Genomic DNA, 14490 nt, shown 5'->3' with positions numbered 1-14490 from the left:
AACAAGCTCAATAATCAGGTTTCAAMAAGAGGCTGGGACATAACTAGCTGAATTTAACGAGAAGAAGGAATTGCCATCACTCAGGATGTGCAATTCCTTCTTTTTTTATTGTCTCGCGTCAAGTTGCCCTTCGGGCAATGCTTTGGATGAGCCATTTTCTTAAATTTACGGCCATGAGGATGAAGCCGAGCTCACGCTTCACCTTCGCTTTTCCTCTCACAGAAAAGCGAGTGAAACTCAAATTAGCCTTCAGATATCCAAAAACTGGTTCCACGTCTATCTTCCGTTTCGCATAGAGGGATCCTGTTTTTTGATCTGAAAGCCATTTTTTCATCTGTTCTTTTTGTTCTTCCCATGAAGTGTTTATGTGTACCTGTCGGTGACGACCCTCTTTGGCCTTGGTACAACGGGAGCGAAACGGGCAGCCATCACACCCTTCGCTTTCATACACCTTGAAATCACGCGTGAATCCGTACTGATCTGTTCTCTTGGACATGTAACGGAATGTTACGTCCTGTCCATTAGGGCACACAAAACGATCCGACCTTTCATCATAAGACCAGTTTGCTGTGTTAAATGGATCATTGCGCCATTTTCGAGACTTTTCTTTTTCGAACATCGTATAAGGGATGAGTGGAATGCGCCCTCGGCGCATCAGAATATCCTGATAATTCTCCTGACTCCMATAGCCGGCATCCGCAACGATATGCGGTGGTAGTGGTAAATATGAGCTGATCTCATCTAAAAAGGGGAGTAACGTCCGGGCATCCGTCGGATTCGGATAAATATCATAAGCGAGTGTGTACTGTCCTTCGGTCGCGATTTGAACGTTATAGCCTGGCTTGAGTTGTCCATTTTGCATATGATCTTCCTTCATTCGCATGAACGTCGCGTCTGTGTCTGTTTTCGAATAGCTGTTCCGTCCAGCGAGCGTCCTCTTTTGGAGGGCGTATCTCTGTTTCCGTTCGATGAAATCTGTAATCTCCTTTCGAAGGAGACGTGGTTCCTTCCGTTCAGAACGTAGACGTTTTCTGTCTTGGGTATCCGAACTCGCCTCGATTTTTTGGTTGATGGAAGCGATATGTGCGTCTAAAGCTTCACCCATGTGTTCGAGTTCTGAGAGAGTGAGCTCGTTCGGGCTTTCTCGTTCAATTTCCGGTAGGATGTCTTGTTCGACGAGGTTGTCATAGATACGATTCGATTTGTCCACGAGAGACGAACTATGACGTTCGATCGATTTCCGCCAAACAAAGGTGTATCGGTTCGCATTCGCCTCTAGCTTTGTACCATCGATAAAGATGGCTTCTTCATTGATTTCTCCCATCTCGACGAGATGGCAACGGAAGGTAACGAAGGCTTGCTTCAAGATTGGAGTGACTGCGGGATGCACTCGAAAACGGTTGATGGTACGATAGCTCGGCGCATTCCCTTGCGCTAGCCACATCATCCGCAGACTATCGGATAGTAATCCCTCAATCTTCCGACCGGAGAAGACCGACTGTGTGTAGGCACATAAAATGATTTTCATCATCATCCGCGGATGATAAGCAGGGCATCCCGTTGTCCGCATGAAAGGATCGAAAACATCATCCGGAATGGATTCGACGAGATGATGGACAGCGAACGCGATATCATTTTCTTGAAGACGAACTTCTAAATCTAAGGGCAGAACCAGCTGGTTCATGTTATAATCTTTAAACATAAGGGCACCTCCGATGGTTATGGTTTGGTCACTTTAACTTTATCAGAGGTTGTCCTTATTTGTTTATTCAGAATCGGTTTTTCGTCATAGAACAAGGCCCTCGAAACGACTACACGTTTCGAGGGCCTTTCGTTTGTGAAACTGAGTTATGTCCCAGCCTCTCTCCTCGTTCGTGAAGCCACTCCCCATGCCTGTCACTTTAACTTTATCAGAGGTTGTCCTTATTTGTTTATTCAGAATCGGTTTTTCGTCATAGAACAAGGCCCTCGAAACGACTACACGTTTCGAGGGCCTTTCGTTTGTGAAACTGAGTTATGTCCCAGCCTCCTTTTTTTGTTTCCTTAGCATAACTCTTCCATAGGACGGGTATAAGTCAAATGGACCAAAAAATTCGGAATATTTTGGATAGGGAGTGATTGACATGCTATTTGAAACGACATCGTACTTAATTGAAAAATTCGCAACCGTTCGCAACCAAACGATCGCCTTAATCGAACCGCTCGAAGCAGAGGATTTCATCATTCAAGCTAGTTCAGACGTGAGTCCGCCAAAATGGCACATTGCCCATACGACTTGGTTTTTTGAACGGATGATACTACAGGAATATAGTGAAAACTATCAAGTCTTCCATCCGAAATACAATTATTTGTTTAACTCGTACTACAATTCAATCGGACCTTATCAACCTCGTCAACAACGGGGAATGTTGTCACGTCCGACCGTCGAGGACATCATCGCTTATAGGGCATATGTCGATGGACAAATGATCGAGTTCTTGAAAGAAGAACGGACTCCAGAAGATCAACGAAAAATCGAAGCATTGGTCGAGATGGGACTACAACACGAACAACAACATCAGGAATTGATTTTGATGGACGTGAAGTATAACTTTTTCACGAATCCGTTATTACCTGCCTATCAGTCAAAGTCGTTAGAACCGGACGTGCCTGAAAATGCACTCATGGAAACATCCTTTATTCCATTTGAGGAAGGACTCGTCGAGATTGGTCATACAGGAGACGGTTTTGCGTTTGATAACGAGAGTCCGCGCCATAAAACGTGGCTACATCCGTTTGAATTAGCGACACGTCCTGTCACGAACGGGGAGTATTTGGCATTTATTGAAGCAGGTGGCTATGAAAAGTCAGAGTATTGGTTATCTGATGGCTTTGCGACGGTTCAAAAAGAAGGCTGGAAAGCGCCATTATATTGGATGAAGGATGACGCGGGAGAATGGACGATCTTTACGATGAATGGCGTCGAACCATTGAGGCTCGACGAACCAGTCTGTCACGTTAGCTTTTATGAGGCGGATGCTTACAGCCGTTTTAAAGGGAAGCGTTTGCCGACAGAAGCGGAATGGGAATGGGCTTCTCGTCAAGTCGATTCCGTTACGAAGCGCAACATGATGGGGAACGGTACGTTTCATCCAGTCGTAGTCAAAGAGTCAGAGACGACACTTGCGAGCATGTTCGGTAACGTCTGGGAATGGACATCAAGTCCTTATAGTTCGTACCCAGGCAGTAAACCACTCGAGGGAGCACTTGGAGAGTACAATGCGAAGTTCATGTGTAATCAAATGGTACTTCGTGGAGGAGCGTGCGTGACGCCTGATGATCATATTCGCGAGACGTACCGAAACTTCTTCCCACCCGATAAACGCTGGTTATTTGGCGGCTTCCGATTGGCGGGTGATATGTGATGCGCGAGACGGTCATTGGCTACGACTTATACACTCCGCAACAAAACATGCGTTTAGAAGTCATCGAAGGTCTGATGCGCGAACAAAAAGTCTTACCGGCGAAATATTTTTATGATCATATCGGCTCCCAGTTGTTCGAGCAGATCACGCAACAACCGGAATATTATCCGACACGAACGGAACTTGCTATCTTGGAGCAACACCGAGCGGAAATTGCTCAGAGTATTGGGGATGTGCATACGCTGATCGAATATGGAAGTGGAAGCAGTCGTAAAATCCAGATGTTGCTTGAGACGTTTACGCACTTGGATACGTACATGCCGATCGACATCTCAAAAGACTTTTTGATGGAATCTGCTCGTCAATTATCGGAGCGGTATCCTGCATTGCATATTAAAGCTGTTTGTGGTGATTATTCACAAGCCATTTCCTTACCGGTAGAGGAGTCTCAAAAACGGGTCATCTTTTTCCCGGGTTCGACGATCGGGAACTTTGAACCGGAGGAAGCGATGCACTTTTTACGTCATTCATCGCGGATCCTTGAAAGTGGAGATGGATTCTTGATCGGCGTTGATCTAAAAAAATCGACCGATGTCCTTGAACGTGCTTATAACGATGCAGCCGGTGTCACGGCAGCATTCAATTTGAACATGTTGACGCACTTGAACCAGATGCTCGATGGAACGTTTGATGTGACCCGATTTAAACATCATGCTTTTTATAATGAAGAAAAAGGACGAATCGAAATGCATCTTCGGAGTCAACTTGATCAATTAGTACAAGTCGGAGACGTGACGGTTCCGTTTAAACAGGGGGAGACGGTTCATACGGAGAACTCTTATAAATACAGTAAAGAAGAGTTTGAGACACTCGCTCGTCAAAGTGGTTTTCATCCGGTCAATTGCTGGATTGATGATGACAAACGATTTAGCGTGCATTATTTAGAAAAAATGTAACGGCGTCATAACTAAAAAACACTCCTACACGTAAGCTTCCGTTAAAAGCATGACTGGGGAGTGTTTTTCATAGATTAAAGTGTCTTATTCGATCCGTGCACCTTCCGGAATCGGATGTTCCGGCACGACGAGAATCGGCATCCATTGCTCTGAACGCCCAATCTCAAGTACTCGTCCGGACTCTTCTGGCGTACGACCAGGTACGTTGAGTACAGCAATCGCTTGTTTTCCAAGCAGCTCGTGGACATCAGGTCGTAGTGAATCCCAAGCGAGTGAAAAAGAACGTGTAAATCCGTCGAATTGTAGCTCAAGCTGAATTGAGCCATCCGTGCGATTCGAAATCGACTGGATCGTACCGACACGAATATCTAAAGCATCAAATAATTCAAGTGAAACTACTGGTTTCATGGACAATGACGTACTTCCTTTCAAAAAGCATAAAGTGAGTTAGGAGTCGAAAGAGACGTATGTCGGCTCATAGGTCTGCCATTCGATATCAAGCGTTTGATGATTTGCAAGCTTCGCTAATTGGCTACCGAGATAAGGTCCAATCGTCAAACCGGATGCGCCGAGTCCGTTTGCTAAGAACACGTTTGGATGATTTTGAAGCGGTCCGATTACTGGTAACGAGTTTTTTGTATAGGGACGTAAGCCGATACGGAGTTCATCAATTGTCGTTTCCTCGAGACTTGGTAAGACAGGTAAAGCACGATTCAATAAAGCATGCATTCCTTTGACGGTCGGCTTTAAGTTGTAATCGGTCTGTTTCTCATGTGTCGAACCGACGATCAGTTTCTTTTCGTGGATCGAAACCAGGTACAATCCGCGTTGTCCCATGACGACAGGCCACGTCGTTGATGTAGAATCCGTCAAGTCGAGTTGTAGGATTTGTCCCTTCTCTGGGTGCAAATCGATTTTAAGGTCAAGCGGCCGAAGAAGGTCATTCAACCAAACGCCTGCCGTTAAAATGAAGTGGTCTGCCGAGTACTGTTCGTTTTCCATGGTTATACCGGTGACGACTCCTTTGTCTACGACAAGAGAAGCATCTCCTTCTAGTACAGTCGCACCGTGTTCGACAGCCCCACGGATCATAGCGGCACATAAGGCACGTCCATCAACACGTGCACCGCCAGAGACGAATAAGGCATCTTCGATCTGTTCAACGAGCGGAAACAGCGTTTTGACACGTTCTTGATCGAGTCGTTCGATCCGTTCGATGGCAGGGGCTTCTGGAAAGCGGTTTTGCGCAATCGTCTCCATCTTATCGATTTTTGATGTTTCGTGTAAGGCGATCGCTCCAACTTGCTGATAACCTGTGCTCGTCTCGCCGAGTGCTTCGAGTTCAGGAATCAATGTCTTGTAAAAATGAGCACCGTTATTCGCTAACTTGTACCATGCTTTATTGCGTCGTTGTGTCATCCATGGACAGATGATGCCCGCTGCCGCATGGGAGGCGCGACCGGGTTCCTTCCGATCAACGAGTAAGACGCGTTCACCAGCCTTTGATAAATGATAAGCTGTCGAGGCACCAAGAATTCCGGCACCGACAATGATATGGGTGTACATGAAAAATTCAACTCGATTCTATTCAATTGGAATATCTTATATTGTAGCAGTAGAAGATCCGGGCGACTAGCAAGAGTGAGAATCGGATCGGTAGCACATCGAATAATGGGAAATGATGGGGAAAGTGAACTTTTTCGAAACCAATCACGTATACTAAATATACAGTTTCTATAAACTGTGAATTAGATGATTAGAAACAGTTGAATTTGGAAACATACCCTTATAGGCATCATGTCCTGTCATCATTGACTTTGAAACGGTCCATCATGAAGGAGGGGAAGGCAATGAATATGAGTCAAGCCATCGTACGCAAACGCTACACGGATCATACTTTATTTTATTCCGCCATCCTAATCTGGAAATTGCTATTCTTCCTGCCACTGCTCATGTTCGTCAACAGTGGCACGGACCATGTGTTTCAAATGTATTTCGTACCGTATCTAACGGTCATCTTGTTGTTTCGCGTGATGACCTACTTCGCGACCTATAAAGCATCTTTTATGGAGATGACGGAAATGGGTCTCTCGCTATCTTTACTCATCGCAGATGTATATTTGATTGCTTTGTTCGATATTCCACTTCCATTTGCCTTGATTATTCTGTCACTCGCTTTACTCCACTTCAGTGCAGCGTTTAGTCGTTTTCGATGGTTCCGTCGTCGTCTCTGGTTGAATCGACACCTTGAGATCCTCAATTATTTGACGGATCACGGTGAAGTTCCGATTAAAATCGCCGTCATGGCAGAAGATGAAATGCTTGTAACGACGAAAAGCGGTAAAGAATTTACGTATCGTCAAGTATATTGGAGCGGTTTTTATATTGAACATGGTTGATCGTCTATAAGAAAAAGGATTCCCTTTCTGGAATCCTTTTTTGTTGCATTTGAAATAATATAGTACGCTTAAATAATAAAAGGGGGGAGAGGAACTTGATTCGTTGTATATTGATCGATGCGAACGATACGATCATTTTGACAGATGATATATTTCGGATACAAGAGCCGGGTATCAAACGCTATTTCGTTGATTTTAATCAACCGACAGATACAGAAAAGCAAAAATTGATCGATGCCTTTGATTTTCATCCGCTGGCGATTGAAGACTGTTTTCATTATTTACAACGTCCGAAGCTCGAGTATTATGCGGATCATAGTTTTTTTGTCCTTCATGCACTTGATGAAGGAACGTTGATGAGTCGTGAAATCAATTTGTTCGCAAGTGATCGGCATCTTGTTAGCTACCATGAGCAATCCTCGCCGGAAATTGACGTCGTGTTTGAACAATACAGTCATTGCCTACACACACAAGAAACGGTCGATCTCGTACATAAAATCATGGATAAGATCGTCGACGGTTATTTTCCGATCGTCCATGCGACAGAAGATGAATTGTTTGCGCTTGAGGAACGCTATCGATCACGCGGAAACGATCGTCGGTTGATGGAAGAAATTTTCGAACTAAGAGCGCAGTTACTTCGAATCTCGCGGACAGTCATGCCGATGCGGGACTTATTGTATCGGGTCGTCGAATCGAAGCGGTTATCGATTCATCCGAAGAAGCAAGCATTCTTTCGCGATTTGTATGATCATTTACTAAAGTTATCCGAAATGATTGAATACAACCGATTGATGACATCTGAGTTTCGGGATAACTTCATTTCCCTCAATTCGTACCGGATGAATAGCATCATGAAGACGTTAACGATCTTTACGACGATTTTCATGCCGTTGACGTTCATCGCTGGTATATATGGCATGAACTTTGAACATATGCCAGAACTGACCACCCGGTATGGTTATTTCGTGACGTTAGGGGCAATGGGACTCCTTGCTTTAGTGATGATTCTGTTCTTCAAAAAAAATCGTTGGTTTGATGAATAAGGAGAGATGTAAGTGGATATTCGACAGTTACTTTTTTTTACGACAATTGTCGAGCAAGGCTATAACTTAACGCGTGCTTCGAAACACTTGTCGATTTCGCAACCGGCGCTTAGTCAGATGATTCGCGACTTCGAACAGCTGGAGCAAGTGGAACTATTCATTCGAAAGCACGGACGGTTGACAGGGTTATCGGAAACGGGACGTCAATTGTATGAAGATGCGAAGATCGTTCTGACACGTCATCAAGCATTGATGGGGCATCTGCGCGAACGCTCAAACGTCGTCCGAGGGAAAGTCCGTCTCGGAATCCCGCCTGTCATTCTCCCTGTGTTATTTTCACAGTTAATCCCGAAGTTCATGGCGGAACATCCTGGGATTGAACTCGAAATCATCGAAGAAGGGGCGTTTGAACTCAAACGTCGACTGCTACTTGAAGAACTCGATTTGGCTATTTTGATCGAACCAGGTGAATCCTATGGCATTGAACGTTTTCGATTGATTGAAGATGAAGTCGTCGTTGCCGTTCGCCCAAATCATCCGTTTCAAGCAAAAGAAGCTCTATCTTATAGTGATATCGGAAATGAACCACTCGTCATCTTAAATGATCGATTCATGTTACATCATCAAATACTATCGGAGTTTCGCAAAGTGCAGCAAGAACCGAATATCTTCTTCATGTCTGGTGCATGGGACTTGTTGATCGGGATGGTTCAAGAACTCGACGTCATCTCGATCCTACCGGAACCGATTCTGCGGTTTCATCATGCGGATGACATTAAAATCATCCCGTTCGAGCCGCCGATGTTATGGGATGTCTCGTTGAACCGACTTGTCGGGACAGAATTACGCCCAGTCGTCCGGCACGTCCATCAATACATCGTCCACTATTTTCAATCGTTCTGGCCAACGCCTGTGCGGTGAAGAAAATACAAAAGACCGGAACGCGTCGCGCTCCGGTCTTTTGTATGGATTGATCATGTTTCATGACGTGACGTGCTGCGTCAGATTGCGAATCTTTGCGGCAGCTTGTTTATAAGGTGTCAGTGTCTCTTGTGCCTGTAACGTCGCACGTTCACTCTCGAGTTGTTCGAGTGCTTGGCGTAACAGGTGCTCTGAAAGGGATGTTAAAGAGACATCTAGATGTGCCGTCGCGACTGTCAGCAAACGCTCTTGTTGAGCAGTAGTGTATGCGAGTGCTTCTTGTTTAGTTAACGTCGCCAGTTCTTCCTTCAGTTGTTCTTTCTCATTCTTCTCAAAGAAGGCTTTCGCATTCCGGAAGTGGCGTTTGACACCAATATAAGGGGTTGCATCCTCGAAGGGTCCGTCGAACGTCATTTCGTTCAACCGAGAGACCGTGACAGGCGCGAGCTGGAAGGATTCGTTCCATTGCTCAAGCAACTGTTGCTCCTCTTGCTGACGACGGACTAAGGCCGCTTCGAGCCATTGGTCGATGCGGAAATGCGTGACCCGGAGCTCCTGCTCAAAGTCGAACCGTAGGAATGTCAACAGTTCCGTCAAGGCCTCCTGTAGTGCTACTCCTTTACTCGTCTGAGCAAAACGAACGGGATTATAGGCTTCTTTGAAGAAGTCAGGGAAACGGTAATAAATGCGTTGTACGACATGGTGCAACAGTTCATGAATCTCTGCTTTGAGTGCAGGTTCGATCAAAGTAGCACGATTGTCCTCGAAACGATCGGTGACCTGCTGTTCTAAAGTAGACAGTTCAGCCAGCCGTTCTTCTTTTCGCAGGAGGTTTGCTTCAGTCGCAACGATGAACCTTTCGAGGCGCTCGACGGTCTTTTCCGTCTGCTCAGACAACGATACTTTAGCAAGACCGGTCAAGTCCTCCGCTAGGAATTGATGAAATGCTTCCTCGAACTCGGGTAAACCGGAAATTGAATCCATTCGCTCTTGCTGCTTTTCGGCGAGTCCTTGTAAGCTCGAGACTCCATACAGTCGGGGCGACCGAATCCCGAAGCGTTGCAGTTCCGTAGCGACATAGTTCAAGACATCTTGACGTTCGCTTTCTGAAGCAGCGAGATCAATCGCATTGACGAGGAAGAACATCTTATCGAGTTCGAATGCATCTTTGACACGACCGAGTTGAATCAAGAATTCACGGTCAGCGCGAGCAAAGGCATGGTTGAAGTACGTGACGAACAAGATTGCATCCGCATTTTTGATGTAATCGAAGGCGACATCGGTATGACGGGCATTGATTGAATCCGCTCCTGGTGTATCAACGAGTGTCACGCCGAGACGAGTTAAGGGACTATCATAATAGAAATCGATGACATCGACGAAACAGCTTCGTTCTTCCTGTGCGACATATTGTTTAAAAGCTTCTTGATCGACCGTCTGGACGGTACCGATGAATGATTGAACGGTTGGGAATCCTGTCAAGAAAGCACGCAAGAACGGATCCGTCAGCGATGCGGCACGTGGTAAGAGCGTATCGTATGCCTGTTTCGTTGACTCGAACGTCATCGTTGCGACCATCGCTTCATTTAAGTCTTCAAGCATCGCTGCTTCCGACTTGAATGTGACTTCTGCCACGCCGTGCGAGTGTGTAGTGTCAACGGGATGAATCCGGTTGATGGACGCGGTCGTTGGGTTCGGAGAGACGGGTAGTACCTTCTCTCCGAGCAAAGCATTGCAAAACGATGATTTTCCGGCACTGAAGGCACCGAATAAGGCAATCGTGAACGATTGGTGTGTCAGTCGATCCAATTTGTCATTTAAATAAGCGACGGCTTCTTCAAAGCCCTGTAGACCATTCAGCTGCTGACGGATTTGAGCAACATCTTCTGGTGCAAACCGGACGGATTGTTGCTCACTGATCGTCTTCGCGAGCTCAAACGCAGTTGTTTCTGTCACCGATTCATACCCGGTAAAGGAAACGATTGTCGCTTCTTGCTGAATCAATTGCTCTTCCCAGACTGAAACTTGTGTCCGAGCCTGTTCGAGCTGTTGGTCAGATGGATTGGCAACTCCATACTCATATCGCTCGAGTGCTACGGTAGCCTGTTGCCATGCTTGAACGTTGTCCCATTTATGCTGTAGTGACGTTTGTTGTTGCAATAGCTCAGCTTGTTCTTTCGGGAAAGTTGATGTCAACTCTAGTCGAACATGCTCCCGCCACGCATTCGTTTCCTTGACGAACCAAGCTTGTGTCTGTTCGGCGACACGATTCGTGAACTGGAGCACCGATTCACCCGTGATCGTAATGCCAGTCGGCAGGGCACTCTCGAGTACGGAAAGCGGCGGGGCGAGTGAAAGCTGATCGATCGCGACGATATGCATATCCTGCAGGAGACCAAGGTCGCGTAACGATTGTTTCATCAAGTTACGTAAATGGAGCGAAATCTCGGAAGCGGTCACCGTCTGATAGGCACGCAACACATCTTGTGCAGTCTCTGCTTGAGCCGCTTCCGTTTTTTTTGTACTTCGGAACAATCCGACCTTGAAGTCGCGTTGGCGTGACTCGAGGAAACGACGCATCTTCTCGCGTAATTCGAACGGCATCAATGTCGCATTTTTCAATAGTTGATCTCGATGCAACGAAAACGTTTGTACCCAGCGGTCCGGCTGACGTGCTTCTAATTGTTGCGAAACGTGGGCTAATTCGGTTTCGATCGTCTCTGGATCACGTCGTTCAGCGTCATTCAATTGTTCAGCCATCGTCTCGTGGGCTTCTGAGACGAGACGTGTGAGATAACGTGTATGCTCTTGATGAAGACTTTCAAGCGTTAAAGCGGCAGAAGCCAACAACTTCGGTTGAGCATCACGAATGCTTTGTTTGACGAGCTGTTCGACTTCCATGAAATCGTTATACGGATGATCTGGTTTCCGCAGGCTTGTAAAGAAGATCCCTTTCGGCGCGACACCATGTTCAGCGAAAGATGCATGGACCGAGCGGCGGAAGGCGTCGAATGATAGTTCATCTTCACGATGTTTATCGATTTGATTGACGATTAAATATAGTTCCGGTACGGCAGCTTGTAATTCATTCGTCACCATGAAGTTCAATTCAGATTGAACATGATTGTAGTCCATGACGTAAAACAAGATGTCAGCCAAGTGAAGGGCGGATTCCGTTGATACACGGTGGGCATCATCGACCGAGTCGACGCCTGGTGTATCCATCAAGACGAGACCAGGAGGCAGATCGGACGCAGCATGCGTCAAATCGATTTGACGGACATCACCACTCTTCCCAAGTGTTTTAAGATGCTCCTCTTGCTCTGTTGCTGTCAGACGAACAGAAGGCTGTTCATGAAAGTGAACGATCGCTGAATCAGTGTCCCCTTGTTGAAGTGTCACGATGTTCGCACTCGTCGGAATCGGACTTGTCGGTAAGACCGATTCACCCGTCAAGGCGTTGATCATGCTTGACTTTCCAGCCGAGAAATGACCAGCGAAAGCAATCGTGAACTCTCGTTTCAATAGTTTCATAGCGAATTTATCTAGTTTATCTAAACGGAGTTGATCCGTTGAAGGTTGAATCAACGTGGCGAGTGAAGCTGTCGCTTCGAGTTGGTTCGATAATCGTTCCTCAAATGAGCGCATGCAATGAAACCCCTTTCTTTCAGTCATCGTTCAGTGTATCACGATTTTTTTAGTTTCGTCATCCTTCTGCAAGCGACAAAAAACGATCCGCCAAGGAAGAGGCGGATCGTTTTAATCGGGATCAAGATGACGGAACGATTTCGTCTGCGTGTGTTGATTCTTGTTCCGTCGAATGAATTCGACGCAATAAGTGTAATTTAAAGAGATACATGACGAGCAAGTGAACGTTCGCCTGCGTCACCTTATAGAGTATCCACGGTAAAGCAGGGACGAATTCGTGAATGGCAATGATACATTCCTGTGTACCGGGAATTTGCCGAAATTCAATCCGACCCCGGCTATCTTCCTCGACTTTTGCGAACAGTCCGCCGGTAATCCGGTATGTCGCGATTTGTCGATCACGAACCGGTTCCTTCGTCAATTCAAGTAGGGGTTGTTCGTAAAATGGAATGTTTATTCCAACGACTTGATCGTTCATAGTTGATGATAGGAAAGGACGCGCAAACGAAGATAACCAATCCATGTAATCGTCAGCTGCCCAGTCGGCATCGCGATCCTTCGGCAAAAGAACACGTTGAACTGAACGAACGTCAAGGGCGTCTGGTGTTGAAGACGACGAGGAAGAAGAACCTTTTTTTTCTTCCTCCTCTTTTAGCGCATCACGGACCGATTGTTCGAATGTAATTTTTCCGTCACTGATCCCTGGAACCATTTTTTCTGGATCTGCAACCATCTCATGAACCATGCTTTCAACGAGTGGATAGACGGTTTCTTTTGGTTCTCCAGACACGAGCGTCACCCAAAGTCGAGATAATTTAACGGTCAATAAAGGAATATCGATGGTCGGTTGTCGTTTTCCCATGATGTCAGCAGTTCGAAGGATCATCTCTTTATAGGTCATCGCTTCCGGTCCACCGATATCGATTGCCCGGTCTTTAACATCATCGCGATCGACACTTTCACCAAGTGCATGAATGACATCCGGTAAAGCGACGGGGTGTGTCTTGTTACGTGTCCATCGTGGGAGTGCCATGACGGGGAGGCGTTTGACGAGCTTCGATAAGATTGGGAAAGATGAGCCTTTTGGACCGACAATCAATGCGGCACGGATCGTCGTCACCGGTGTGCCATAAGCACCAAGAACGCGTTCGACCTCGAGTCGGCTCTTTAAGTGACGCGATAGATTTTCTGTTTCCTCAGGAATGATACCACTTAAGTAAATGATTTGTCGGATACCATTTTCTTTTGCTGCACGGGCAAAGTTATCGGCTAACAATAAGTCCATGTTTTCAAACGATCCTTGTGTCAATTTAGCAGAAGGCATCATCGAATGAACGAGATAGACAGCGATGTCCGCTCCTTTCATACCAGCAATCGTATCGTCTAGAGAAAAGAGATCGCACGATCGCCATTCGACACGTTCCTCATTGTCCTTATCATCGCCGTTTCGAGAAAGGGCAATGACGTCATATTTTTTCTTCAGTTCGTTCAGTAGATTGTGACCGATGTAACCGGTAGCTCCGGCTAAAGCTAGGCGCGTTGGCATGGATGTAAACTCCTCTCTTATATCTGTTGTAATGTACCCCCAATCGTGTCAGTTCAATCGCAAGAGGATACGCTGAGATGATTCAGTTGGATGGAATAGGGAATAAAAATATAAGGAAAAGAATCAACAGGAAGAATGAAAAACAAAGGAGGCTTCAACCATGCAGACGATACAATTCATGCAAGCGGAACATGAACGACGATTCGATCTGTTGTGGAGACGCTTAAAGCCGAAACAACGAGAAGATGCAGCGATGGTCTCGATGCTGTATCTCGCAACAGGACAGCCACAAGTGCTCGAACGATTCTCGGATTATTTCTTTCCGGATAGTGGTGAGTTTTTTGATCGTGAATTTCTGTCAGAACCCTATCCAAATCCAGCGTTAGAAGCAATCATCCACTTGATCGTACAATTATATAATGGGCGAACGACGATAACGATCATCGAGTTGATTGAACGATTGGATGAACAACAGATGTCGCTTGTACTCGAATCGATTAAATTACGGGCTTACGGGTGTCAGATGCTACAAAAAGTTGCGAAATCGTAATGGTACACGTATATGAATCC

General features: G+C 46.0%; 11 protein-coding genes. 6 read left to right on the top strand and 5 right to left on the bottom strand.

Annotated features, from left to right (window positions below; all coding sequences use genetic code 11):
- Nucleotides 1-118 precede the first annotated feature (118 nt).
- Nucleotides 119-1702: an IS1182 family transposase gene (locus tag ASG02_RS05795; protein ID WP_056061885.1), complete on the bottom strand. Its 1584-nt coding sequence runs from the start codon at nt 1700-1702 to the stop codon at nt 119-121.
- Between the two features lie 421 nt (nt 1703-2123).
- Between ASG02_RS05795 and egtB the strand changes: the two genes are divergently transcribed.
- On the top strand, nt 2124-3404 hold the full coding sequence (gene egtB / locus ASG02_RS05790; RefSeq protein ID WP_056061882.1) for an ergothioneine biosynthesis protein EgtB: 1281 nt from the start codon (nt 2124-2126) through the stop codon (nt 3402-3404).
- A complete protein-coding gene (gene egtD, locus ASG02_RS05785) occupies nt 3404-4360 on the top strand; it encodes an L-histidine N(alpha)-methyltransferase (protein ID WP_056061879.1) in 957 nt (318 codons plus the stop codon). The genes egtB and egtD overlap by 1 nt, the downstream gene beginning before the upstream one ends.
- 84 nt (nt 4361-4444) lie before the next feature.
- Here the strand turns inward: egtD and ASG02_RS05780 are convergent, their stop codons facing one another.
- Both ASG02_RS05780 and ASG02_RS05775 read right to left on the bottom strand, forming a co-directional pair.
- Entirely contained in the window at nt 4445-4768 is a 324-nt protein-coding gene (locus ASG02_RS05780) for a hypothetical protein (RefSeq protein WP_056061877.1), read from the bottom strand.
- 39 nt (nt 4769-4807) lie between these two features.
- Entirely contained in the window at nt 4808-5926 is a 1119-nt protein-coding gene (locus ASG02_RS05775; protein ID WP_035407485.1) for an FAD-binding oxidoreductase, read from the bottom strand.
- A gap of 284 nt (nt 5927-6210) precedes the next feature.
- Here ASG02_RS05775 and ASG02_RS05770 point away from each other — a divergent pair, with 284 nt between their 5' ends.
- From ASG02_RS05770 to ASG02_RS05760, 3 genes are all read left to right on the top strand, one after another.
- Nucleotides 6211-6759, top strand: a complete 549-nt coding sequence (locus ASG02_RS05770) for a hypothetical protein (RefSeq protein ID WP_035407488.1) — start codon at nt 6211-6213, stop codon at nt 6757-6759.
- Between the two features lie 95 nt (nt 6760-6854).
- Nucleotides 6855-7805, top strand: coding sequence for a magnesium/cobalt transporter CorA (gene corA / locus ASG02_RS05765; protein WP_056061874.1), 951 nt, complete (start codon nt 6855-6857; stop codon nt 7803-7805).
- A 12-nt stretch (nt 7806-7817) separates the two neighbouring features.
- The gene (locus ASG02_RS05760) at nt 7818-8726 is read left to right on the top strand and encodes a LysR family transcriptional regulator (RefSeq protein ID WP_035407494.1); all 909 of its coding nucleotides are present in this window, start codon (nt 7818-7820) and stop codon (nt 8724-8726) included.
- A 60-nt stretch (nt 8727-8786) separates the two neighbouring features.
- Here ASG02_RS05760 and ASG02_RS05755 read toward each other — a convergent pair whose 3' ends face one another.
- On the bottom strand, nt 8787-12374 hold the full coding sequence (locus tag ASG02_RS05755; protein WP_056061872.1) for a dynamin family protein: 3588 nt from the start codon (nt 12372-12374) through the stop codon (nt 8787-8789).
- A gap of 121 nt (nt 12375-12495) precedes the next feature.
- Nucleotides 12496-13920 carry an NAD(P)H-binding protein gene (locus ASG02_RS05750; protein ID WP_056061870.1) on the bottom strand — a complete coding sequence of 475 codons (1425 nt, stop codon included), beginning with the start codon at nt 13918-13920 and terminating at the stop codon, nt 12496-12498.
- Between the two features lie 160 nt (nt 13921-14080).
- Between ASG02_RS05750 and ASG02_RS05745 the strand changes: the two genes are divergently transcribed.
- Complete coding sequence (locus tag ASG02_RS05745; RefSeq protein WP_056061867.1) at nt 14081-14470, top strand: hypothetical protein; 390 nt, start codon at nt 14081-14083, stop codon at nt 14468-14470.
- Nucleotides 14471-14490: the final 20 nt, after the last annotated feature.

It is taken from the genome of Exiguobacterium sp. Leaf196, assembly GCF_001423965.1.
Classification (GTDB): domain Bacteria; phylum Bacillota; class Bacilli; order Exiguobacteriales; family Exiguobacteriaceae; genus Exiguobacterium_A.
Note: the sequence above shows the minus strand (reverse complement) of the source record. Positions and strands in the feature narration are given on the sequence as shown.

Excerpts from the sequence above, each read along its gene's own strand:
- egtD (WP_056061879.1), top strand. The coding sequence starts at position 3,404 with ATGCGCGAGACGGTCATTGGCTACGACTTATACACTCCGCAACAAAAC.
- ASG02_RS05755 (WP_056061872.1), bottom strand. The coding sequence starts at position 12,374 with ATGCGCTCATTTGAGGAACGATTATCGAACCAACTCGAAGCGACAGCT.
- ASG02_RS05770 (WP_035407488.1), top strand. The coding sequence starts at position 6,211 with ATGAATATGAGTCAAGCCATCGTACGCAAACGCTACACGGATCATACT.
- ASG02_RS05775 (WP_035407485.1), bottom strand. The coding sequence starts at position 5,926 with ATGTACACCCATATCATTGTCGGTGCCGGAATTCTTGGTGCCTCGACA.
- ASG02_RS05745 (WP_056061867.1), top strand. The coding sequence starts at position 14,081 with ATGCAGACGATACAATTCATGCAAGCGGAACATGAACGACGATTCGAT.
- egtB (WP_056061882.1), top strand. The coding sequence starts at position 2,124 with ATGCTATTTGAAACGACATCGTACTTAATTGAAAAATTCGCAACCGTT.
- ASG02_RS05780 (WP_056061877.1), bottom strand. The coding sequence starts at position 4,768 with ATGAAACCAGTAGTTTCACTTGAATTATTTGATGCTTTAGATATTCGT.
- ASG02_RS05750 (WP_056061870.1), bottom strand. The coding sequence starts at position 13,920 with ATGCCAACGCGCCTAGCTTTAGCCGGAGCTACCGGTTACATCGGTCAC.